The sequence below is a fragment of the Klebsiella sp. H-Nf2 genome, assembly GCF_002806645.1.
GTDB classification, from domain to species: domain Bacteria; phylum Pseudomonadota; class Gammaproteobacteria; order Enterobacterales; family Enterobacteriaceae; genus Klebsiella; species Klebsiella variicola.
The window spans coordinates 1-22,558 of sequence record NZ_PIBL01000004.1; the positions used below are offsets into that span (position 1 = coordinate 1).

Here is a 22,558-nt window from a genome sequence, read left to right on the forward strand (position 1 = left end):
GCTTCGGCTTCGCGGAGAATACTGATGATCTGTTCGTCGGAAAAACGCTTCTTCATGGGGATGTCCTCATGTGGCTTATGAAGACATTACTAACATCGGGGTGTACTAATCAACGGGGAGCAGGTCACCCCCTCCATTGGTTATCCCAGCCGTTTGGCTTCACCTTAAAGTAAGGCGGATCGGTAACAATCAGATCAATAGAGTTATCGGGTAGCGTTGGGAGGTATTGCAGGCAATCAGCATTGATTAATTCAATACTGGATATTTTTACAGTATTTTTCATAGATCAGTAAGCGTAACTCTGATAGACTCACTTTGCTTTTGCGCTAAAGCAGTGGGCCGTGGTTAGCTTGTGACCTGAAAGCATGAGCTGATGGCTGGTCGGGGGCTACAACACCCACCAGCCGCCCATTTTCACAGCAAAAGCCCCCATTACTGGAGGCGCTTATAACATCCGAATTGATAATCAGATAACCCCGCCATTACCAGCTGCGTAAGTATGAGCTGGCAGCGTTCGCGGCTCAGGTGAGTATTCTGAGCAATATCCCCAGCCGTAGCCGGTTTGTCACTTAACTCATCAAAAACAGCCTTGGCTTTTTCCGTCATATCTTGCTGATTTAGCATGTCTTTTACCTTAAAAAAGTGGCGTGACATACAGATAACTCTGGTTAGTAACCACAGCAAGAAACAATCGCGATAACCATAAAAAAACCCGCCAGAGCGAGTTTTTTTATGTTTAAGCTGTGTGTCGAAGTGACCACTCTTAACACATTACACATAAAAATGCGGACCGCGTTAGTTTTTTTTACATTGGACGGACCTCTTATAGACGATCATATACTTTAAACGTAGGAGAACCTATTGGTACACAACGAGTCATTTCAGATAACTTGAATGCGCGGTAGTATTTATCAACACTATCATTTAATAAAAAACGCGAAGAATCGACTATACTTATTAATTACACATCTGAATATTTTTCTTGCACAGACAAAATAAGCACAAGTTATCGAAACAGAAGACTCTTTTATTAAAGTTATTGTCAGTAACTATTGAACACCAGCCACCGTCAGTTACCCTACATAATGAAAAGTATTTTTTCATTACGTCAACAGTAGTAATAGTAGGCCACTCCGTCCAGAGTAACCTACAATATTTTTATATCCATAAACAACAGTAACAAATCAGATCTAAATCAACGCATTAAATTGATGAGCGTATTAATATATATTGACACTAATACTTTCCCTATCATTAATTATGAAAAAGAATACGGAGCGCAAAGCCACATTCCGCACCATACTAAACTTAGAATTATTTAATCAATTAGTGAGAAATCACAACCAACAATAATATCTTCCAAGTCATTTATTTTACCTGTATCTCTAACAAACTTCGCTATTGCCGAAAAATAGTCAAAATATTCGTATATTCCTTTCGTAAAAAATACAGAAAAAGTTGGGCCATCAAATTTACTGTTATCTTCATCATAATAGGCCAAGTTTATGAACGACAAAGCGTCAACGGTCTCTTTTACTAACGCCTTCTGATCATAGGTCTTTCCATTCATAATCATAGCCTTGGGAATAATGCACGCATCAATATATTTATTATTGTCAGATTCAATTGTATATTTAATAACTAAATAAATAAACCATCTCTGCTCTTCATTGAGTAGTGAAAGTTCATCTTTCAAAAGAATCAAATCGCTCCTGATATCTTGCTCGGACACGTTAAAATTAGTATCATTAAGATCAATTCCATTTTCTCTTATAAAATTATCGATACTTACACCTGGGTTAATGCTTTCTGCCCGCATTGGCTTCAATATACTAGAATTCGCATTCGGGAAATATACACCAAATTCCTTTTCACACATTAAATATAATTGCTCAAACTCCTCCCCACCCTTATTGCATATAGAATTTGCAACATCTGATAAATTTAACACATGGATGACAATACCTTTCCTCGAATGATCCTCAAGTGGATCATTCGATATAACCATCATCCATACTTCATTGTAAGTCTCATGTAAATTCCATTTAAAAAACTTATCTATTGTTTTTGAAAATTTTGCTTTTGAACCATCTGAGGTAACTTGTATTGCTACTCCACTAGACTGATCACCTAAATCGATAGCAGGATGATTATATTTAATAACATTGAGATTTGTTAATGATAGGTTGTAAACATGGCTTAGCAAGTCTGTCAAGACCAGTTCCATAGTTTTATTAATGTCAAACAAACCTTGCTTGCTATTAAATGTGATAACAGTACTAAGAAGAGAAAAAGCAAATGTAATATTATTATTTTTTTTCTGCCGAGTTAACACAATAGCCTCCTCATTTAAGTCATTAAATTTCATTCTTGTGTTACCCTCCTACCGGAACGACAGGAAGGTAAGCAAGATTGTCTTTAAAAAAACAACATCTGTCAAAAACTGAATGAGGATAACAATTTTATCGTGTTATCGTTACTATTGCATCCATTGTTAAATGTACATCCAACATACTGAGACATCCCTCAATAAAACCTTCAGACATCTGTATCTCAATCCGGATAAGCTTTTCATCTTTCTTTAGTGCCTTAGCTATCTTCCGCTTCGAGATACCGTACAGGTAATGAGCCACGAGCAAACTGTGTTCATATGGCTTCTTTTCGCGAAGTCTTGCCAAGCAGCCTTCTATGATTAATGCATCATCATCGGTGCAGCACAAACGTGTTTTGCCGCCCTGCGGAAGAAGCCCCTTAAAACCTGCTGCAATGTGGGAATAATCAATACCGGAGCTGTCAGCTGCCGCCCAACCGCCCCATAAATCTAAAACCTTTTGCATGTCACGCATTCATATTCTCCATACACTTAAGATTTTACAATGACACCGATACCCATTACCCGATCCAGAAAACGGGCCAACAGCTCTAACTGCGTTCCGTATTTCTGTTCGAATGCTGAGACGTCGGCATGTAATTCATCGTGATGCACTCTGCACAGTGGTATCACGAAGAGATCATGGGCCTTGGTGCCAGTTCCCCCCAGACCATTCCCTATTATATGGTGTGGATCGTCAGCTGGTTGCCTACAGCAGGCACATTCCTGTGTTTTTACCCACTGGGTGTATTGAGGGCAAATCCAGCGCCGGCGCTTCGGTCGCAACATAAATGCTTCAGGGCAGTCCGGATCCACGCCCAACCGGAGAATAGGTCTCCCAGCATCCTGATCACCCGTCTCCAGATCCCCTGTTATGGCATGGCTTTCCCTCTTATCCAGACGTCTTTTAAGTATGTCGGCCGCGGGTATTGCTGGGATGATGTCGCTGTCCCTGTATACCGAACGGTGCGGCTCTGGAGCTATCCGCAAGGCCTTTTCAGCCATAGCCTCCGTTATCGCATCAGAAATCCCAGACTGAACAGCCCACCAGCACAACTCTGCCAGGGATAATGTCCTTTCCCGGGTGCATCCAAGCGAAAGCAGGACCATATCGATGACCCAGTCGATAACATTACGGCTTGCTATTTCCTTGATCGCCGGATCCGGCTCATCTCGAAGCTTATTGTCGCAATGCCAGCATAATAAAACGGAGCCTGGATCTTGCCTTAAGATGACTGTTTCGATGTGGTGATATCCCTCATCATGATTCTGGCATTGTCTGACAGCCAGGCTAAGCCATCGCTCCAGCCCCTCAATACCTCCCGCAGCTGTGATGACACGTGGATCGGTAAAGAAAGGAACAAGGCTGCGATCTACGGATAACGGCTGGCGAGCGTCTGGCACTTTCCCCGTAGGAAAACCGGCCATGTACTCGGGCTGTGGAGTTATTAGAACGCGCCCCTGAGCAAAGAGGCTCATCAGCTCCTTTCCCGGTTTAAAGAGTACTACGCCGAGGCGGGGCACAATCTCTGGTGTTAGTAATCCGCGCAAGATCATCCCCTACTGCGTGACAATGCCGAGCAGTCTCAGAAGCTCGGGAAATTTTAATTCAAAAAAATGTGGCTGAGTCTCCCGGGGATTCGCAGGGCTGGTGATATTTTTCCCGTAAAGGCAGCCTTTGGCTGTTACAGACCAGAATTTTTTTACTCCGTTTAATCCGCTCCGGCTTTGCCGTTCCTTCTGATCCACGATCCCGGCACGAGCCATTAAGTGATATGCCTGGTTTGCAGTTAGCCGTATCCCATGGGTTTTAAGCAGAGCACTAAGCGAGAGTGTGGGCCGACTGGATCCATCCATGGCGCCGGCTGGAGCATCAATCGCATAAGCAGGCATTAAATCTGGAAGCCCGGCCGCCTGTTGCAATTTCTGGTAAGCACCAAGTTTGGAAGAATTGGAGAGGTTTAATGTCCGGGATGCTGACTCCAGCAAAATGACCCCAGCCTGAATACGATCGGAGGTCAGCGTTGTCATAGCATTTTGCACCGCATCAAACGTTCTGATGACTTTCAGATTGAAGGCGGCGCTAATCCACATTGCATAGGCGTACACCAATTCCTTGCAGGCGTATGTCCCAGGGTTGATCCCTCCTCTCACAACATCAATAGGGGCAAACGCCATATCTGGCGTTAGCTCAGTAATCAACTGAGCTGCCATCTCGGACCGTAGCCAGCGGTTAGGATTATGACGTTCTTCTCCACCAGCCGCGCGCTGAAAGTCATTTAAACAAAATCGACCTGCCGCATCCCGGCGAACGAAAATACCTTCAATCGCCAAATGAGAGTGGTTTTTGGGCGCACCATAGCCCATAACGTGGTTAGCCATACTTATCTCCATACACTTTAACGTGACGATTGGGCCTGCACGCCCGGTTCGTTTACACACCTTGAGATTAATGCCTGATTGCATAGTCTTCAACCTACCACTGAACAAACATCCAGCACTTTATTGAATGCCGTTATGGTGATCTCAACTCTCCCTCCCTTTGCATTCTCACCCCACTCGATCGTCATTCTCTTAACCTGGCTGTCATCCTCCCAGATACCGGCGTATGTAAGTGCGTCGAAAAGCGCCTTATTGTAGTTGTCCAGATCGCGGCGGCGGTAATCAGGCGGATACAGGACAATGACTACCTCCGCTGGCGAAGCGGAGGGTTTTGGGACTGCTTTCAGCTGTTCGATAATCGCTGCTCTTACAGCATGTTTGAATTTGCGGCCAGCTTCGCTGACCAGCAATTTACCTTTTGCAGTCCCCTTATTTGGGGACCGCCAGTAGGAGTTCACGCTGGGCGGGAAAGGAAGAATAAATTTCATTCATCCTCCAAAATCAACTTGAGCTCAAAGGGAACCTCCCCTCCGCAATAGCAAAGCTGTCCCAGGTCAGACATAAGGCGCCACAGGGTCATTGACGAGTAGCCATTTTCGTCTGTCGCCAACGGTACAAACTCGCCGAATATCCCCGGATAACGTATACGGTTCTCTTCGTTTTGTTTTTCCAAATGACTGAGGGAAACTTCATTAAGTTTCACTTTCACGATGCTGTTGAGGTTAACGACCAGCTCCTTTCGGGAAACCGAAGGAGTGATGCTGATACCGCGGGATACCCCGCGGGTGATTGTGATGGCCCCTTTTCTCTCCAGTGCCTTCAGGTGGGTTGCTGCCGCATTGGGGGACCGGCACCCCAGCATGCCGGTCAGTTCGTAGGTAGTAGGCGGGAAACCATGCTTACGCTGGTAGTCGATCAGGAGGTTCAGAACCTCCTGCTGCCTGAGAGTTAACTTCATCACGCGGCTCGCTCCTGTTTGTTAATGCACATTTCCGGCAGATTGGCCCTAACCAGCGCCTCAGCAAAAGGCGGAGGAACCGCATTACCACAACGCGCAACCTGCTTATCCTTCGCATACTTCACACCGCGGTAATCCTGGTCGATGATGTACCACTCCGGGAATCCCTGCGCTCTGTAGAGCTCATGCGGCTGCAGCATGCGCATGCCGATGTCGACAATGCGGTAAACAATGCCCTTAATCGTCACCAGTTCGCTGACGCCAAAAGAATTTAGGAACTCTTTAACTTGGTCCGCACGCCGCTCGTCGTAATCATTAGCCGCCAGCAGCGCGCTAACCTCTCCCACATGCTGACCTCCAGCGGTGATTGTCGGCATCGGTTCATCAGTGCGCTGACCATCACGGCAGGTACCACGCAATTTTACCAGGTGCGATGTCACAAGAGCGTGATGATCGACGGTAGTCACTGAGTGAGCTGGCTTATCAAGCGCAACGCCCGGACCGGTGTAGTTCCCGCCATAGTGTTTCGCCAGGAACGCAGTTGTTACGGCAAACTTATTGCCCCCAGCTGTAACAGTACCCAACGGTTTACCAAGATTGAGAACCCGCGGCGATTGCCCTACCCGCTCGCCATACCCCATCTGAATAAGCGTAGCGGTGACAAACTGAGACTTACCCCCACCACCAGCGGTAATAGTGGCGCTAGGCTCATCTGCCCGGTGGCCAATGCTGGCGCCGAACTGGCGGGCGATAACCGGGGCAACCACACATGCTCGGGAGTGTTTTAGGATGGTATGAACTGGTTTGTTGAGTGGACGCGGTTTAGCTTGATACTGGCTACCACCATTTCCAGCCATAAACGGTGCCAGAGTAGGTACCGCCAATGCGTAACCATGAGTTTTGGTGATTGTCTGTATTGGTGAATACAACCCCTGCCCACGGAAACAATCATATTTACCGCGTGTCGTAGTGTGGTTGCATTTAACTATGAATGGGTTATCGCTATCGACCACAAATCTCTGGATACCCCGTGCTATACGCTTCAACGTGTTAACTGCAAGCGGCTTTTTGCGGTCAAATATCGATGGTGCAGGAATGGACCAGTCGATGCATTCAGCAGCTGTCCGCCATGGCGCCAGTTTTCCGACCTGCACTGCCGGTGATTTCGGATCACCGTGAGTAGCTTCTGGCCAGACTATCGGTTTCCCGTCCCTTCGCATCACCATGAAAAAGCGCTTACGAATAGTTGGTGCACCATAGTCGCAGGCGCGTAGCTCGCGATAATCGACGTCATAGCCCAGCCCGGTAATCAAGCGCCTCGCCTGTTCGCTATCCGGCGATAACTCCAAAAATTCGCAGCATTCCAACAACGCAGGGTGATCTGCAGGAACTCCAGATGTCAGCATACCTACGAACGCCTGGAACGTTTCTCCAACGCGGTCCGGATCCGGACGCATTTCCGCCGCCAGTAGTGGACCCCACGTTTTAAACTCTTCGACGTTCTCAAGCATCATTACCCGCGGGCCAACATCCAGCGCCCAGCGAATAACGATCCACGCCAGCCCACGAATCGCTTTTTCAACTGGTTTAGCTCCTTTTGCTTTGGAAAAGTGGCGACAGTCTGGGGAGAACCAGGTCAGGCCAACAGGTTTGCCGCTGGTTGCTGCGACAGGAGAAACATCGAACACACTTTCGCAGTAGTGCAAGGTATCCGGATGATTGGTACGGTGCATGGCAACAGCATTTTCGTCATGGTTAATGGCTATATCGACACTACGCCCAATAGCCATCTCAATCCCGGTAGAGGCGCCGCCGCCTCCGGCAAAGTTATCAACGATAATTTCACGCATGGCTAACCCCCTGCATGCTGCTGACCAGCCCGCTGGCAATAGTTATGATTTCGGTACTGGGCGTACGCTCAAGCCACAGCTGATTAATGTGTGCCTTCAGCTTATTTTGCTGAGACTCGTTAAGATGATTCACGCCTTCGACTCGCTCAAACACCAGGCCTACTTCCAGTGGCCATATCCGGTTTTCGGGTAAGGCCTCTTTGGCAACGGAGAGAGCTTCACGGACATGAGTGCGGATCAGCCTGCTGTTGAACCAGCTCGCTTGATCCAGTCTACCGACAATATCGATGAACTCAGTTACCGGGCATGTGTCGACAAACTCTGCATACACCGAGTTCATGCGTTCTATGGTTTCTTCACGTGCAATTGTGGATCCGAGACCAACACCGTTAAGCCAGCCCACCAGCGCTTGTTTCGCAGTTTGTTTGATGATCAGGGATTGAGCTGTGGCGATCACTTCTGAGTTAACCGGCGTAAACTCCGGTTTATCCACTGAATCAGCCGCCCAGGTATGACCGAATTTCGACTCGGCGAAGGTGTACTCGGCTTTATCGCCAAAAGCAGCAACCACGCATGCCCAGGATCGTATGCCGCTTTTCGCAAGGATTTCGTTCTGAAGGAGCGGTATTTCAGTTTCGGCTTGCTCTGTCTGGGGCAGTTCCATTACTGGACCTGTTGCCTGTTTACCCACGGCGTACTGGGCCAGGGCCATACTCGCGCGCCCCTTCGCTTCAAGAGCCACACGATCGATATAGCTAAAGCGCTCACCTCGCCAGGACTTATCAAATACAACAATCGCCCCGGCAAAGAAGGCGCTGGTCGGCTTCTGCTTATCGTCCGCCGGCTTAAACCAGGTAGGCAGATCGAAACCGATGCGACCGCGAATAAAACAGACATGATCCGCATCTTCTGGCCACCATGTCTCACTCGTCGCTGACTTCACCAGAAAGACATAACGACCACCCTTTTCACGCTGAGCGGATGCATAACTCATGATGTGGGTCATGCCTGTGATCGCCTGCTTTTCGTGATACTGAGAACGGCTATACGGCGGATTTCCAAATGCCGCGCCGCCGAGTTCTATCAGTCGCCCCGCCCAGTCCTGCGTCAGGGCATTGTCTTCTGCTGAGTACCACGCAGGGCATTTTGCGTTGCTTTCGTCTGCAAAGAGGTCCAGCACCAGCGGGCCATACATAGCGTTAACCCCCCAGAACAACAGATCGGGCGTTCTCCACTGGTCGCCCACCTCCTTGAGATAGTGGGCAGGTGCAGCACGTAATGCATCCAGAGCATCACAGTACTGGCTTCTGGTGATTGGGAGTTCGGCCTCATCCACCAGCATTTCCCCTTCGCTGGTCGTGTTCAGTCGATGCACAGATCACCTCCGCAGTAATTCCCGGCTAACAGACACTCAGTGTGTGATTTCCCCATGCGTGCTTTCCGGAGGCAGGCATTTTTCTGACGAATGTAATATTCAAGAGTTTTTTGGCTGCAGCTTGAGGTACTGAGCTGGTGCCACACAGTAGCGGCCCGGCGATACAAGCTGCGCTCTTCGAGTTTTTTAGCGGCTTTTTCCTGTTCCAGGTTGCCTCTGGACTTAAAGTCGTCCTGTAGGTCATCGCAGCAGGATGCATCATTGATGACTCGATAAATAAAACCGCATGAGGTTGCTTTGGTTTCCAGGCGCCCTTCTGTGTACAGGCGATACACAGCACTTTTCACAGAAACAGGTTTGCAGTCAGGAAAGGCAGCAATGATATCGCGCATTTTCTGATCTGGGTTTTTAGCAATGAATTCAAAGGCCATTTGAGTAATGTTCATCCACGAAACCCCTTCGGTATGGTCGTTTGCACTGCACCAATTTGGTTGATATCCCGCGGCTTACTTCTGTCCCAGCATTCCCGTGGCGGTCGCCCTTTGGCATCCCAGCGGATAGCGCTCTGCAGATAGCCCTCGAATTTTTTAGGCCCAAAAAGTGTCTCGGGGCGCATGTACTGGTATTGCTCGTCGTTGCCATGCCAGTGCTCATGCTTAACGTCGATAACGAGTTTCAGATCTGGAACGGTATGCCCCTCACGTAGACGTGCCCGAATGTTTTCGAGGGAAGTTTTTGACTTCTGAAACCGGGAGCCACTGACCTGATTCAGATGCGTCAGAACTTCGATCGCATGGTTAGTGATCACCACTTCAGGATCCGGCTTATCGTCGGGTTCCGCAGGAGCCCGACAAGAAGGTTTTTTAGATGACGGATCTAATGACGGATCTAATGACGGATCGCCTTCAACCATTGAGGGGTCCCCCCGCAATATTTGAGGGGATGCAGACCCATTATTTGAGGCATCAGAATTTGACCCCTCAAATTTTGAACCCTCAATTTCTGAGGCATCAAATTTTGATTGTTCACGCGAGGTTGCGTAGAAGAGTTTTGCTTCAGCTGCTGCACGTTCAAGCATATCGACGTTGAGTTTGTAGACGTTCGAATTGTTCTTTCCGCCTACGCGACGCTCCTGCTTCTTCAGCCACCCTTTCGCCTGAAGTTTTTTAATGGCGCTTCGAACAGTGTTCTCGCTCTTTGCCCCGATCTGTCGCTGAATAGTTGTCACTGCAGGCCACGATATTCCTTCATCGTTGCTGAAGTCAGCCAGGCGAGCCATGACCGCTATTTCAGATATGATCAGGCCTTTGAAAGCACAGGCTTCCCATACCAGACCGTGTAATTTACTGCTCATGGCTGCCCTCTACTTCCCTGAATTTTCGTTGAAACTGATCGAGTGGGCTAAAACACTCGTGCGGATAGCCTTCCCTGAGGTAAATGACACGATTGGTCTCACGTTCCCACCGTATGACTCTGACGGGCTTGCCATAGTGGTCTCTGAACTTTCGGTTAACTTCGCGCACAACGCTTTTACCCTCCGGTTAAAGACCCCCACAATTGCCGTTGCCCGGCTGTGGTTACATGAAACCCATTTTCCGCATACCATGCGTTCATACCGAAACAGCGCATCGCCGGTCACCGGACGCATACGTAGTTGCGGTAACCTGAGATTTACGATTAAATTGCTCATGCGGATTATTTCTCCATACACGTTGATTTATCTGCCACGACGCCCGGAGCTGCACACTCGCGGGCGTCACTCTTTTCTGGCTGACAAAAGACACGGAAAAGTAACGTTAAATGCTCCTGCCATTTCGCCATGACCTGGTAACTGTTCTCCTCAATCTGCTCGCGTTCGGCCTGGTCAATAACACCGTCCGCAGTGGCTTTACGTAGATACTGCGAGTGTTTTCCTATCCACTCGATCGACTCCATCAGGCGCTGGTTAATATCGGCGTTGTCAACTTCCTCGATATCGGCCAGTGGCACGAATACCCCGTTCGAATGACGTGCTATCGCATTGGCAATGTGGTTTGATCCACCAGCTCGCTGCAGAACCATTGCCCAGCCGAGAGGGAAAATCTGATCACCATCGGCACGTAAACGGTTAAACAATGCATTTTCAGTAACGCCCAGCCATTCCGCTGCTTCCACGTAACCACCGTCCAAATCAGTGATCGTTTTTTTTATAGCGGCCACCAGCCATGCCGGCTGCTTATCCACTTTCCATTCAGGTTCATTCATTGGTAATACCTCTGTTGGTGCCGAATGCTCCTTCGGATATTCTGGGTTTTCCACACCTAAGGACCGAAGGAGGTTCTTTATGGCAATTGATTACGCTAAGATCTTCATCTCTCATGTTCGTAATGTTTCCAAAGCCAATAAGTGGTTAACAGAAGGTGAAGCAGTCCCTACCTATCGGTCCTGGATCCGTGCTGAGCAGTTGCTGCGCCTTGACGTTGTTCTGATTAAGCACAGAGAGCGCTATTCCGCTCCTTGGGAGCCTCTTTTCGGACAGAATGGAATTACTCATCTTCTTGCGACCCGTTACGGCTGGTCACCTGAGCAAGTGAGGATGCTTTCTTTCGCTGATGTTCTTCTTTCGCTTCAGCAAGATCTGGCAGAAGTGGATATCCCACCGGAAGTACTGGCCCTTCCTGAATACGTTCGCCAGTCTGACGAATTCGAAATTCTCTCCCGAGGTCAATATCGAACTGAATTGCCACCTTGTCAGGAGCATGAATGGGATCATACGATTGCAGAGAGAGACCAAGGCCAGCGTAAGCCACAATAAGTGCTTCAGCAGCTTCCAGCTCGGTGACTGTACTACGATGTTCTTCCAGTTTTTCCTGCTGGTATACGCGGTACAAAATGGCATTGGCTTTTCCAATGAGCCAGTTGGCTAGATCACGCCCTTCCAGCCCGCCGGCCCAAACGTGCGGGCTATCTTTGAACACCTTCAGCGTTACTTCGTCATTGCTATGATTTTTGTCTGTTACATTGCCCACGGCTTACCCCTTATCTCTGTGGTTTTACTTAACCGGCTGAATCTGTAAATTTTTGGAATACATCAGGACGCAGTCTTTCTTTTGGGATACCAGTAACGCTCTCAATGTGCTGAGATTGCTTAATGGGCGGTCTTTTTTCTCTGTTGAGCCAGTTCCATACCTGTTGTTGTTTAACTTCCTTCCCGGAGCTTGCTGTAAGCTTCCGGGCCAACTCAGACTGGCCACCAGCAGTTTCAATTGCCTCTGAGAGGGCTAACTGCTCAGGCGTCATAGTTTGTCTCCTGTGGTTTGAGGTAAAAGTTGTTGTGAGTGTTGATTATACAACCTTAACAACTTTTATCACAACTTATAGGTGTTGGAAAGCTAAAACATAAAGTTGTAATCTCACCTACAATAGGGGGATAAAGTTGTGAATACACTTGCTGAAAGACTAAAAATAGCCAGAGAGAAGAAGGGAATGAGCCAAGCTCAGTTAGCTGACCTAATCGGCCTTTCACAACAATCTGTGGCTAAAATTGAAAATGGCGATACGCTTCAACCAAGAAAGATCAAAGAGATAGCGAAGGCTCTAGATGTATCTCAAAAATGGCTACAACTCGGAATTGAGGAAAATGGTTCTATTTCTGATTTTATAGTTGAGGAGCTTGAAGAAGCCAAACTTGATCCAGAAGTGTTTGCCAATATCCCAATACTCGACATTGAGCTTTCTGCTGGCAATGGATGTGAGGCCGAAATTGTGGAATCAATTGTCGATTCTTTCCCTCTTCGTCGTTTCGATCTTAGAAAGGCTGGTGTAAGTCCTGCTAACGCAAGAATAGTAAAAATATGGGGCAACAGCCTTTTACCGGTGTTGAATAATGGTGATCATGTAGCAATTGACATATCACAGTCGAAACCGATCAGAGATGGCGATTTATACGCTGTTAGAGATGGGGTTTTACTTCGGGTTAAAGTACTAATTAGCCAACCCGATGGAGGCTTAATACTGAGAAGTTTTAACAAAGAAGAGTACCCGGATGAAGTACTCAACTTTGATGAAAGAAGAGCCAGAATCCACGTTATTGGCCGCGTATTCTGGTCTTCTCGATCATGGTAGTGCATCGAAAAGCATTTCTTCTGAAATGATCTTCAACTTAGCTCCCTCATTATCTCTATACGAAACTGCTTTTTCAATTTTCCTTCCGTGACTGGAGAATTTCCAGTCTCGTGAGGAAAGTGTACCAATTACAAGAAAATCAATTTTCTTTGTGATACCGCTGGCAATTAGGCCATTATTTCTTTTAATTAAGTCTTCAACATGGGCTCTCTTGCCTGCCAAAAAGATGCCCGTTAAGCAAAAAATCTTATTTTCAACAGATACTTCAGCTGCATTGTCTAATGGTAATTTAGTGGCAAGACCATCTACGACGCCGCTTGTAAGGTCGCAACCGGTAAAATCCACCAGAGCCTTGTGTAGATTTTCACTTTCTTCGGCTGTGATTATCCCATCACTCAGGATCTCTTTTACTAAAGCGTATAATTCCTTTCCCGGGTAATTACTTTTTAACGCCCCGTTCTGCGTTAACCACCAGTCAAGGTATCTCACCTCTTCTTCACTTAATGTTCGATCTGAGATTAAGCCTTTGCAAAGACCATTCAATAGATGCAGATCTGACTCATTGGAGAATAAATCCACATCGGGTATATCAAGTATTTGTTTTTGTATATCATTAAGATGTTTCTTTAACTCACTGCGCTCATCATCAGAAACAACCCCATCGGCCAGTATTTTAGATACCCTTGTGCTTAGACTTTTGATCATACCATTTCTAATGGTCTGGTTGGCTTCAAGTAGCCAAGTATCGAGATATAGCACTTCTTCATCCCGTACGTATCCATCTGCAAGAATCCCATCTATGATGCTGATTAGATTGGCAAAAATCTTATTTCTATTGTGTGTGTAGTTAAATACATAGAGCTTATCTTCCATACAGCCTCCTTTTTTTGAACATCTTTGCATTCGGTCGTATCACAATCAAACCACATAAAGTTGTTGACACGGTCCATATCCACAACTAAATTACACCTTAAAGTTGTTGATTTGATATACAGCATTACAACTTGCTAAAAGAAAGTAGGTGTCTTCGGGAGGGGGTGCGGAGCTGGATTGACCACCAGCTACAGAAACTCACCAGACATACAGTAGCCGTTTAACCCATGGCGTCGGGGATCCAGTAAACCTGGATTAATACTGTAAGGGTTGTGCCGGTTGGTCGCCGGCGCCCCGCCCGAAGACACCTGAGTTAACACAACATGAAAGCGCATTCCATCTTCCATCGGTCGTGGGGATCGGTTTGTAACTGAAGGAGTGCGCTTCCAGTTGTGAACGGCAATTTTCGCAACCGCTGTATGGCACATGCAGCGTTAGCCGCCAGAGAGTTACCTTTATCCATGCGCTCTCAGGAATTCCGGAAGAATGTGCAAGCTAAGTGTTTCAGGCACGACGTGCGCCCCACCAGCGCGGCGAAAAGGTGTGACGCCCGGGAAGAGCCCGGGACACAACAGGAAAGAGCACTGAAGATGCCAGGAAACGCCCTACCGCCAGGCATACAGACGGATTATCCCGTAAGGGGTGGCGGCAGTGCTCTTACCGTTGTGGATGTAGCTCAATTGGTTAGAGCGCCTCCAGATGGAGGAGTTGAGCGCTGCGCAAGGATCATAACCTAGCGTATCTCATGCGGCTGGCCAGACGTTATCCGGGTTCGAGTCCTGGCGCCACAACCCCATCACGTAGCCAGCGTGGTAACCCGTAGTACCTGTAACGAAAGCTGTGTGAAGTTTTGGCGGTGCCAGTTTCCCTTTGTTTCTGGTACCGCCCTTTTTACACAAGACACAAGAGCATCACCGGGCGACGGGCTCATAACCCAATCCACCCGGGCGGCTGTCAACCGCAGATGCTCTTCTGTGTTGTGTATGGAGAAACCGTCGGCGGTGGCAGCCGCCCTAACAAAGAGGTAGTGCTATGAGCAATGATCGCATGACCAATGTTCCAGATTTCCTGGGCGAATTGGATGCTGGCGTGTTCATCAACAAGATCGCCGGGGCGCTCAATACCGCCGCACTGGGCGTTTTGAACAATGGCAGCAAAGGCAAAGTAGTACTGACTTTCGACATCGATCGCATGGGCAATTCGATCGAAGAAAAGCGAGTCATGATCAAACACAAGCTGCAGTACATCACCCCTACCCCTCGCGGGAAAGTTTCTGAAGAAGACACGACAGAAACGCCGATGTTTGTTAACCGCGGCGGCAAGCTGACCATCCTGCAGGAAGACCAGGGCAACCTGTTTACTCTGGGTGGGGATCCGGATGCAAAGCTGCGGACGGCGCCATAGGCCGTGACTGATGCGTTTTTAGTTTAACTACATTTTTCTTTAAGGAAATTTTATGTCTCAACAATTAGATGGCAGCGCAATTAAGCAAGTTCAGGACCTGGTGCTTTCCGGTTACTACATGGAAGATATCCAGCGACTGGCATGCCCAACAGCTGTCCTCCCAGCTGGCACGGGTATCGAAAGCCTCGAACGCTTCTCCTCGGAGCGCTTTCGTTTCCGTGGTGCGATGGAAACCACAAGCATCGACGACTTTGTGCGTTATTCCTCAGGCTACGCCAAAGAAGACGAAAAAGCCCGTTGCTTTATTGATGCCGATAACATGCTGGCGCGTTCTATCTTCAACATCGGTACGCTGGATAATCCCGGGCACGCTGATAACGTCGCCTCGATCAAGCTGAAGAAAACAGCCCCATTCCGCGCACTGCTGTCGATCAACGGGGATCACCTTAACCAGAAGCAAATCGCCGAATGGCTGGAAGACTGGAGTGATTACCTGATTGCATTCGATGCCGAGGGTAACACGATGAAAATCGCCCAGGCCGCGCAGGCAGTTCGCCGCGTCACCATCCAGCAAACTAATGCCTCCGATCATGAAGATGGTGATTTCAGTGGCAAAAAGTCGCTGATGCAGAGTATCGAAGCCAGCAGTAAAGACGTGATGCCGGTGGCGTTCGAGTTCAAATGTGTGCCGTATGAAGGACTCGGAGAACGTGCATTCAGCCTGCGCAACAGCCTGCTGAAAAGTAATGATCCGGTATTCGTCCTGCGTATCGTCCAGTTGGAAGCCCAGGAAGAAGCGATCGCCAATGAGTTCCGCGACCTGTTGATCGGTAAGTTCGACGGTAAGCCGGTCGAGGCCTTCATCGGTACATTCAAAGCCTAAGCCTGATTGCTCAGCCTTAAATCTCCGCTGCTGCGGGGATTTATTGAAGCGTAATCCTTTTATTTATCGCCTTATGGCGAGGGATTTCTACACCCAAATAACAGCGCTGTGCAGGCGTAACGTATGGAGAAAATAATGAGCTTTATTCAAACCCTTTCAGGCAAACACTTTAATTATCTCGATATCCAGCAAGACGCGATCGAGATAGAGGATATTGCAACCGCCCTCTCGCATATCTGCCGATTTGCCGGCCACCTGCCAGAGTTCTACAGCGTTGGACAGCACAGCGTTTTATCCAGCCTGCTCGTACCGCAGGAGTTCGCACTTGAGGCACTTCTCCACGATGCTGCCGAGGCTTACCTGCAGGATATCCCGGCTCCGCTTAAACACCTCTTACCTGACTATCGCGCAATAGAGACTCGGGTTGATGCAGCAATACGTCAGAAATTCGGCCTGCCGGCTGAGCAGCACCCGACCGTTAAATATGCCGACCTGGTGATGTTGGCCAGCGAACGTCGTGACTTTGAGATCGACGACGGCACTGTCTGGCCCATGCTCGAAGGCATTATTCCGACGGATCAATTCGTCATTAATCCGGTTCGCCCAGGCCAGGCCTACGGGATGTTCATGAACCGCTTCCACCAGCTGATGGAGCGGCGCTAATGGCACATATGAAAGTTAAAGAACTGGTCGCTGCAGCTTACGCTGCGGCACCCGATCTACCACCGGAAAAAGCAGAGTTAATGCGCAATATCGCTTCACGGCTGGATGTAACGTTCATCGCCCTTACCGAAGCAATGGACCAAAACACAGCGCAGGCTGCAGTGTTGGCAGGCCTGAATGGGGTGAAAAACTATGGCTAAAGACTCAAAGCTTGTATACGGCGCCAGTGGCAAAACGAATGTATTAACGTTTGAACCTGAAAAACTGCACCTGGTTACCGACAAAACGCACCCGCTTTACGATGAACGTATCCACCTGCCTATCAGCGAGGCAATGGTGCTGAACATCATGGACCAGGGCGTTCTTGAGCCGATTATCGTCTGGAAAGACCCGGAGACAGGGCTGTCTTGTGTAGTTGATGGTCGCCAGCGTGTGCGCCATACACTGGAAGCTAACAAGCGGCTGTCGAAAGCAGGAAAAGAACCGTTACTGGTTCCCGGGGTCCCTAAACGTGGCTCTGCCATTCGCATGGCGCAGGCGATGGTAAGTGCTAACGAAATCCGCCAGGCAGATACGCCGCTAGGCCGAGCAAAGAAAATGGCTGATGCGCTGGAGCGCGGGCACGATGAGGATGATTTAGCGCTGATGTTTGGCGTGAGTGTCCAGACCGTACGCGCAACTCTGTCACTGCTGGATGCCACCCAAGCTGTTCGCGATGCAGTGGAGTCCGGAACGATCACCGTTACCCAGGCACGTCAGTTGGCATCGCTTAAACCCGAAGAGCAACGGGAGAAGGTCAGGCAGATCGAGACAGCGACCGCCGGCACCACGGGCCATGAAAAAGCCCGGCGACAGCGCCAGGTTCTTGGTGAAGCAAAGCCGCGTATCAAATCACGCAAGGAAATTACAAAAGCACTCGAAGATGCCAGCGGCGAATATGCCGAGGCTCTGCGCTGGGTGCTTGGGGAGGCGCAATGAACTTTGAACCTGAAAATTATAGCCGGCGCGCCCTGCTCTGGTTCGCAGCTGTGATCGATATTGCCGGTTGGGTCGCTGTTTTCGTCGTGACCTGGGGTATCTGCATGGTTATTGAATGGGTGACAGCATGAGTAAATCACTGAACGCACGTTGCATCCGCCGCTGGGAAGTTGAGTTTAAACCTCTCTGCGAATCAAAGGTGAATCCATATTGGCGTAAACGTGATCTACGTGGATTTATCCGCGAGGCAGCGCTCACCACAGCTTACAGCATGGTCGAGAACATGGCTGAACGCAACGCCAAAGTTGACTTTGACTGCTCCCTACAGGGCTGGACTCCTGAGTTCTCAGAATGGTACCGGAAGCGTCGCGAAGTGTATCTCAAAGAAGCCCGCGACCATCTTAATGAAGAAGCTACCAACGACGAGATCGACGAAGAAATAGAGAACGAGCTGGAGGCCTGGAATGACTGATATCACCGAGCTGACTAGCGTACAAAAAAACGCAAACATTCACCGTTTATCCAGGCTCATTGCCTATGCATCTAACGATGAATTGCACCAATTGGCTGTTGAAGTTGAGCAATACACTGATCAACTCATTGAGGCGCTGGAGAAGGCGCAGCAGGTAGACGAAGAACTTTGCAAGCTCCTTCCTCCCGGCGCTGAGTACATGGACCCTCCAGACGGCGGTGATGTCACGCCGCTTGAAGGAGTGCGTCGAATGGTGGTTGATTACCGCCAGCGCATCGCCGAGCTGGAGTCCCGCACCGTGAAGCTGCCAGACTTACGGCAGATTGTGTCTGGAGACAGATACGTATGGTCTGATGGAGTTTTTAACTATAGCCAAGACGTTAAGGCTGAGCTGACCGCGAAGGGCATCAAGTGGGAGGCTGAGTAGATGGCTGTTGCAAGAATGCTTTGCGTTAGCTCGACCAAACCTGACTGGTTTACTCCAGGTGCCATATACGACTCAGAACCACGCGGTGCCGATATTTGCATTTGTGGTGACAACCTCGTTTCAGACCTCAACAAAGAGGACTGGTACGAAATGAGCCAGCGCGCTGATGGGCTGTGGTTCTTAATCGGTTTTCAGCAGGCAATTCTATTTCGGGGAGCCAACCAATGACCAAATATGAATTACTCGACTTAAAAATAATGAGCAAAATTGATGCACACCCAACGCCATTTTCCAGTCTGTACGTCAGGGATGTAGCAGAAGAATGCAGACGTATCGCAAACGATGAAAATAAACCTGAACCTTTCCGCATTCTCGATCGCCGGCTTCAGGCGCTACGTAAAGCGGGAAAAATCCGCAGTACATCCAAAGGCTGGGTGAGGGATTAACCAATGACCAGTAAATTAACCAGAGAACGCCTCCTGGAAATCGCCGAAGATGGATTCCTGAAGCATGGCGAAAGCAAAGAGTTGGCCCGTATGGCGCTGGCCGAAAAGGCCAGCGAGCCGGTGATATTGTACCGGGAGCGCAATCCCTATAACGGCTTAACCACAGGCTGGCAAGAGCTTACCGAAAACAAGTTCTCATTCCTCAAAGAGAATGCCGGTGAAAATGCAGAGTTCCTCACGCTCTATCGCCACGCGCAGCCAGCGCCGGTAGCGCCGGTAATGCCGGATTTCAAAAAACTGGCTCGCGAACTGGTTGATAATCTCGTCGATTGCGGCGGACTGGATGAAGGGGTGAAAGAGAAGTATCTGGAGTGGGCGGAGAAAGCCTGCCGCGCCGCCATGCTCAGCGGAGGTAAGCCATGAAAGACAAGCTGCTGCTACTCAGAAATCAGCTGAAGATGGGGCATAGAATATCATTCGCTGAAGCAATGCTCCTGCAGAGAGCTATCGACATTCTTGTGAATAAGGCTGGCAACTTTCCGGCGCAATCCAATTGCTGCCCGGAGCAAAGCGGCAACTCTCCGGCAATTCCGGATGGTTACGTGTTGGTGCCAATGAGGTTAACTGCTGAAAACGGCGCGAAGGGGGCGCTATCAGGTGAGTTTTCAGAAACCAAGTTCGTAAACTGCCCGGAATGCTTTGGTGATGATGAATGTGAAACCTGTGACGGCAGCGGGAGAATTGAAATCACGGTACCTGTCACCTGGACGACTATCAAAGAAATCTGGGCTAAAGGCGTTGAGCATTTCTCAGCCACACCAAGGGAGGTGAAAGGTGAATAAGGCTGAACTGCTTGAGAAGATATCAGCGCTCGCTACTGAATGCCACACGCTGGCCTGTGAGCTTGATATTGGTGATGAGCGAACCGAAATATTCGAAATCTACAGCGTGCTACACAACCTCGGTCGCCGCGGGTACGCCTGCCAGGTAGGGCGGCGAATGAATCCATTGCTCGCATCCTGCGATGACGACGATGATGACGATGATGACTGATGCCAAGTAAATTAAAGCGCCGGCGATGGAGGCGTATGAGGGATGATTTAGCTTGGTATAAGGAGGAAGCAAAGGACCTTCATTGCCGCCTTTTGGAATTAGCCGATGAAGTTGCAAACCTTCGCAAACAGATTCTCCCAGGATCTAAGCTGATTATTGCCAAAATGAAGATTTACGAAACAGATAAGGATAATCGAGACCACCAGCTATGCAGAAGATGTAATGACGGACTTCGAGGTGGGTGTTCGTCATGTTCTTTTAACGTTCGATAACCGGGTGCAGCCGGTTTATGGAGAAATAGCCATGGCAAAACTAATGAAAGCGAGTCAATGGGGAAAACGCGAATTTACCAAAGACTCTATTCCAGATAACAGAACCATTAAACGTTGGGTAGAAAATGGCCTTCTCACTGGAAAAATTGTAGACGGCACTGTGTTCGTCTACGAGTCTGAAAAGTGGGGAGTAGACTCAATGGTAAATCATACGGTTCTTCAGCTAATAAATGAAGGTTGACCATGGCCGCCAGACCGAGAAAAAGAGAATATCGTCATCTTCCAGAATACTTGTTATTTGATAAGGAGCGTGGCGTTTATAAATTCACACTAATAACGGGGAAGAAGAAAAATCTTGGTAAAGACCGGGCTATGGCGATCGCTATAGCTCGCGAATATAACCTAAGAATGAGGCCATTAAATGCACCATCTGTTGAATTGTTAATCCGAGAATCAGGCGGTGTTACTGGCGAGGCTAAACCATTTGCTGAGCACGTAGATCATATCATGCAGCGAGCAATAGAGAATGAGCGACCGTCGCCAAGTACCCTTGACGACTGGAACAACGACGCTCTTAGGGTAAAAGAGTTTTTTAATATCATACCTGCTTGCGATATTGAGCTGGAGCATGTGAACGCGTACATAAATCGTTTCCACTCAGATTCATCAGCGAACGTACAAAACCGAAAGGTTAGTTTCCTTAAAAAATTGTTCTCGTATGCGGTCGATGAATCATTGATGTTTGATAACCCTGCTTCACGCAAAAAAATGCGAAGAACCGAAGAGAAGAAACGCCAACGTCTTTCACTCGATAACTTTAAAGCCATTCGGCGGGCCGCCGAACCCTGGTTACGCACAGCGATGGATTTAGCATTGCAGACGACGCACGCGCGCCTTGAAGTGTCACGAATCCGATATTCAATCAGTGAACCTAAAGACGGAATCTGCGGCTGCGTATGGTTAGCTCAACCCGAAAATGGCATCTATGGGACGCTCTACATACACAGGCAAAAAGTGCAAAAGAAAGAGGCATCACACGTAGCAATCCCGATCGGTGAAGAATTAAAGCGGATTATTGATGATAGCCGCGATAGTGTGGCCAGTCCGTTTATAGTTCATAGAATTCCAGAACGGCAGGTGAAACGCAGTAAAGAGGTTTCCCACCCTACCCAAGTTGCGCCGGATTACTTAAGCCGATCATTCTCTGCTGTACGTGACAAGTTAGGTCTATGCAACAAAATGCCTATGGACGAGAGACCAACCTTTCACGAAATTCGAGCTCTAGCTGCGCATCTTTTCGATCTGCAAGGCATCGATCCGCAAGGACGAATGGCACACAGTGATGCAAAGTCGACCAAGATTTACACACAAAACCATATCGATTGGGTTGTCGTACCTCATGGGGAAATTAAAGCAGGATAAAATTGCATTAGCCCAGACTTAACTGAGCATTATTAGGGAAAAGTACCAAACTGAATCTAATAGGCGACTCTATGTCAGAGCGGCTATTGCTGGAACCACATACGTAATTCAACTGTTAGTATAGTAAAAAATCCACTAAAGCTGCATCTTAACAGTTACAACTTTAGTGGAAAATAATTATTTATTTTGATGCGAGTAGGTTTTTCACCTGAATGCTCTATGATTTAGTCTCCGTTGACGAATCTTTTTTGAAGCTATCATCCTCTTTCTTACCAAACATATACCCAAGGGATAACGTAATAATTGGAGTAAAAACAGCCCAAGAGTCTTTAACAATGCTCAAAGCCGATTGACCACCATTACTAAATACATCAATAACTAATAATGCTGCTACAATACAGGAATAAATAGTCAGAGAGTACGTTATCACATGCCAAACCACACTGTTTTTGGCATCATCACCTTTCCCTATTTTATCGGGGATACTTTCATCACTCTTATTTCTGACTCTAACTGGAATATCACCATCTTGATAATCACCTTTTGTTGATTTTTTACTACTAGGCGAAGCATTTGTGGTCGTAAACAAGTAATCCGACTGTTCGTACTGTTCATCAGACATAAC

31 protein-coding genes, 1 tRNA gene and 2 pseudogenes are annotated in these 22,558 nt (G+C 48.2%); 17 read left to right on the forward strand and 17 right to left on the reverse strand.

The window, feature by feature from the left end; genetic code table 11:
* Positions 1-127: 127 nt before the first annotated feature.
* The 14 genes and pseudogenes from CWM58_RS29265 to CWM58_RS12275 all read right to left on the reverse strand — a co-directional run.
* A pseudogene (locus CWM58_RS29265) lies at positions 128-283 on the reverse strand (site-specific DNA-methyltransferase); the annotation flags it as partial.
* A 149-nt stretch (positions 284-432) separates the two neighbouring features.
* On the reverse strand, positions 433-624 hold the full coding sequence (locus CWM58_RS12215) for a TrmB family transcriptional regulator (protein WP_100681014.1): 192 nt from the start codon (positions 622-624) through the stop codon (positions 433-435).
* Between the two features lie 694 nt (positions 625-1,318).
* Positions 1,319-2,368, reverse strand: a complete 1,050-nt coding sequence (locus CWM58_RS12220; protein ID WP_100681015.1) for an SMEK domain-containing protein — start codon at positions 2,366-2,368, stop codon at positions 1,319-1,321.
* 94 nt (positions 2,369-2,462) lie between these two features.
* On the reverse strand, positions 2,463-2,846 hold the full coding sequence (locus CWM58_RS12225) for an antiterminator Q family protein (RefSeq protein ID WP_100681016.1): 384 nt from the start codon (positions 2,844-2,846) through the stop codon (positions 2,463-2,465).
* A 17-nt stretch (positions 2,847-2,863) separates the two neighbouring features.
* Positions 2,864-3,922, reverse strand: coding sequence for a DUF968 domain-containing protein (locus CWM58_RS12230; RefSeq protein WP_165785779.1), 1,059 nt, complete (start codon positions 3,920-3,922; stop codon positions 2,864-2,866).
* 9 nt (positions 3,923-3,931) lie between these two features.
* Entirely contained in the window at positions 3,932-4,753 is an 822-nt protein-coding gene (locus CWM58_RS12235) for a KilA-N domain-containing protein (protein ID WP_100681018.1), read from the reverse strand.
* An 89-nt stretch (positions 4,754-4,842) separates the two neighbouring features.
* Positions 4,843-5,241 carry a RusA family crossover junction endodeoxyribonuclease gene (locus CWM58_RS12240; RefSeq protein WP_042934062.1) on the reverse strand — a complete coding sequence of 133 codons (399 nt, stop codon included), beginning with the start codon at positions 5,239-5,241 and terminating at the stop codon, positions 4,843-4,845.
* Complete coding sequence (locus CWM58_RS12245; protein ID WP_226453188.1) at positions 5,238-5,711, reverse strand: SOS-response repressor and protease LexA; 474 nt, start codon at positions 5,709-5,711, stop codon at positions 5,238-5,240. Before CWM58_RS12245 ends, CWM58_RS12240 begins: the two co-directional genes overlap by 4 nt.
* Positions 5,711-7,561, reverse strand: a complete 1,851-nt coding sequence (locus CWM58_RS12250) for a DNA cytosine methyltransferase (RefSeq protein ID WP_100681020.1) — start codon at positions 7,559-7,561, stop codon at positions 5,711-5,713. The genes CWM58_RS12245 and CWM58_RS12250 overlap by 1 nt, the downstream gene beginning before the upstream one ends.
* Entirely contained in the window at positions 7,554-8,936 is a 1,383-nt protein-coding gene (locus tag CWM58_RS12255; RefSeq protein ID WP_100681021.1) for a phage N-6-adenine-methyltransferase, read from the reverse strand. Before CWM58_RS12255 ends, CWM58_RS12250 begins: the two co-directional genes overlap by 8 nt.
* Entirely contained in the window at positions 8,924-9,382 is a 459-nt protein-coding gene (locus CWM58_RS12260; RefSeq protein WP_008806045.1) for a PerC family transcriptional regulator, read from the reverse strand. The genes CWM58_RS12255 and CWM58_RS12260 overlap by 13 nt, the downstream gene beginning before the upstream one ends.
* Positions 9,379-10,290, reverse strand: a complete 912-nt coding sequence (locus tag CWM58_RS12265) for a conserved phage C-terminal domain-containing protein (protein WP_038808207.1) — start codon at positions 10,288-10,290, stop codon at positions 9,379-9,381. The genes CWM58_RS12260 and CWM58_RS12265 overlap by 4 nt, the downstream gene beginning before the upstream one ends.
* Positions 10,280-10,459 carry a DUF4222 domain-containing protein gene (locus tag CWM58_RS12270; protein WP_023322342.1) on the reverse strand — a complete coding sequence of 60 codons (180 nt, stop codon included), beginning with the start codon at positions 10,457-10,459 and terminating at the stop codon, positions 10,280-10,282. The genes CWM58_RS12265 and CWM58_RS12270 overlap by 11 nt, the downstream gene beginning before the upstream one ends.
* Positions 10,460-10,631: 172 nt before the next feature.
* Entirely contained in the window at positions 10,632-11,180 is a 549-nt protein-coding gene (locus tag CWM58_RS12275; RefSeq protein ID WP_038808209.1) for a YmfL family putative regulatory protein, read from the reverse strand.
* 79 nt (positions 11,181-11,259) lie between these two features.
* Here CWM58_RS12275 and CWM58_RS29530 point away from each other — a divergent pair, with 79 nt between their 5' ends.
* Positions 11,260-11,730: a hypothetical protein gene (locus CWM58_RS29530; protein ID WP_094285075.1), complete on the forward strand. Its 471-nt coding sequence runs from the start codon at positions 11,260-11,262 to the stop codon at positions 11,728-11,730.
* Positions 11,731-11,972: 242 nt separating this feature from the next.
* Here CWM58_RS29530 and CWM58_RS12285 read toward each other — a convergent pair whose 3' ends face one another.
* The gene (locus CWM58_RS12285) at positions 11,973-12,215 is read right to left on the reverse strand and encodes a transcriptional regulator (protein ID WP_023322340.1); all 243 of its coding nucleotides are present in this window, start codon (positions 12,213-12,215) and stop codon (positions 11,973-11,975) included.
* 138 nt (positions 12,216-12,353) lie between these two features.
* Here CWM58_RS12285 and CWM58_RS12290 point away from each other — a divergent pair, with 138 nt between their 5' ends.
* Positions 12,354-13,040, forward strand: coding sequence for an XRE family transcriptional regulator (locus CWM58_RS12290; RefSeq protein ID WP_032738835.1), 687 nt, complete (start codon positions 12,354-12,356; stop codon positions 13,038-13,040).
* Here the strand turns inward: CWM58_RS12290 and CWM58_RS12295 are convergent.
* The gene (locus tag CWM58_RS12295) at positions 13,032-13,913 is read right to left on the reverse strand and encodes a BRCT domain-containing protein (protein WP_094285074.1); all 882 of its coding nucleotides are present in this window, start codon (positions 13,911-13,913) and stop codon (positions 13,032-13,034) included. The genes CWM58_RS12290 and CWM58_RS12295 overlap by 9 nt on opposite strands.
* A 662-nt stretch (positions 13,914-14,575) precedes the next feature.
* On the opposite strand from CWM58_RS12295, the gene CWM58_RS28560 reads away from it, so the two are divergent.
* From CWM58_RS28560 to CWM58_RS12370, 15 genes and pseudogenes are all read left to right on the forward strand, one after another.
* Positions 14,576-14,709: transfer RNA gene (locus CWM58_RS28560), tRNA-His, on the forward strand.
* 236 nt (positions 14,710-14,945) lie between these two features.
* Entirely contained in the window at positions 14,946-15,317 is a 372-nt protein-coding gene (locus tag CWM58_RS12300; protein ID WP_020804341.1) for a hypothetical protein, read from the forward strand.
* 52 nt (positions 15,318-15,369) lie between these two features.
* Positions 15,370-16,200, forward strand: coding sequence for a YfdQ family protein (locus CWM58_RS12305; protein ID WP_100681022.1), 831 nt, complete (start codon positions 15,370-15,372; stop codon positions 16,198-16,200).
* A 135-nt stretch (positions 16,201-16,335) separates the two neighbouring features.
* A complete protein-coding gene (locus CWM58_RS12310; RefSeq protein ID WP_042934058.1) occupies positions 16,336-16,863 on the forward strand; it encodes a hypothetical protein in 528 nt (175 codons plus the stop codon).
* Positions 16,863-17,063: a hypothetical protein gene (locus CWM58_RS12315; RefSeq protein ID WP_049009155.1), complete on the forward strand. Its 201-nt coding sequence runs from the start codon at positions 16,863-16,865 to the stop codon at positions 17,061-17,063. The genes CWM58_RS12310 and CWM58_RS12315 overlap by 1 nt, the downstream gene beginning before the upstream one ends.
* Positions 17,056-17,841 (forward strand): ParB/RepB/Spo0J family partition protein, encoded by a 786-nt coding sequence (locus CWM58_RS12320; RefSeq protein ID WP_100681023.1) that lies wholly within the window; start codon positions 17,056-17,058, stop codon positions 17,839-17,841. Before CWM58_RS12315 ends, CWM58_RS12320 begins: the two co-directional genes overlap by 8 nt.
* Positions 17,838-17,972, forward strand: coding sequence for a hypothetical protein (locus tag CWM58_RS29400; RefSeq protein ID WP_014838114.1), 135 nt, complete (start codon positions 17,838-17,840; stop codon positions 17,970-17,972). Before CWM58_RS12320 ends, CWM58_RS29400 begins: the two co-directional genes overlap by 4 nt.
* A complete protein-coding gene (locus CWM58_RS12325) occupies positions 17,969-18,313 on the forward strand; it encodes a hypothetical protein (RefSeq protein ID WP_100681024.1) in 345 nt (114 codons plus the stop codon). Before CWM58_RS29400 ends, CWM58_RS12325 begins: the two co-directional genes overlap by 4 nt.
* Positions 18,314-18,578: 265 nt before the next feature.
* Positions 18,579-18,740 (forward strand): annotated as a pseudogene (locus CWM58_RS12330) (ead/Ea22-like family protein); the annotation flags it as partial.
* A gap of 224 nt (positions 18,741-18,964) precedes the next feature.
* Positions 18,965-19,186, forward strand: a complete 222-nt coding sequence (locus tag CWM58_RS12340) for a hypothetical protein (protein ID WP_100681025.1) — start codon at positions 18,965-18,967, stop codon at positions 19,184-19,186.
* A 3-nt stretch (positions 19,187-19,189) separates the two neighbouring features.
* On the forward strand, positions 19,190-19,609 hold the full coding sequence (locus CWM58_RS12345; RefSeq protein WP_100681026.1) for a hypothetical protein: 420 nt from the start codon (positions 19,190-19,192) through the stop codon (positions 19,607-19,609).
* Positions 19,606-20,028 carry a hypothetical protein gene (locus CWM58_RS29270; RefSeq protein WP_226938669.1) on the forward strand — a complete coding sequence of 141 codons (423 nt, stop codon included), beginning with the start codon at positions 19,606-19,608 and terminating at the stop codon, positions 20,026-20,028. The genes CWM58_RS12345 and CWM58_RS29270 overlap by 4 nt, the downstream gene beginning before the upstream one ends.
* The gene (locus CWM58_RS12355; RefSeq protein ID WP_100631101.1) at positions 20,021-20,239 is read left to right on the forward strand and encodes a hypothetical protein; all 219 of its coding nucleotides are present in this window, start codon (positions 20,021-20,023) and stop codon (positions 20,237-20,239) included. Before CWM58_RS29270 ends, CWM58_RS12355 begins: the two co-directional genes overlap by 8 nt.
* 303 nt (positions 20,240-20,542) lie before the next feature.
* Entirely contained in the window at positions 20,543-20,752 is a 210-nt protein-coding gene (locus tag CWM58_RS12365; protein ID WP_032422972.1) for a hypothetical protein, read from the forward strand.
* Positions 20,753-20,754: 2 nt separating this feature from the next.
* Positions 20,755-21,933 (forward strand): phage integrase Arm DNA-binding domain-containing protein, encoded by a 1,179-nt coding sequence (locus tag CWM58_RS12370; protein ID WP_100631099.1) that lies wholly within the window; start codon positions 20,755-20,757, stop codon positions 21,931-21,933.
* 217 nt (positions 21,934-22,150) lie between these two features.
* Here the strand turns inward: CWM58_RS12370 and CWM58_RS29275 are convergent, their stop codons facing one another.
* Complete coding sequence (locus CWM58_RS29275; RefSeq protein ID WP_226938670.1) at positions 22,151-22,555, reverse strand: hypothetical protein; 405 nt, start codon at positions 22,553-22,555, stop codon at positions 22,151-22,153.
* Positions 22,556-22,558: the final 3 nt, after the last annotated feature.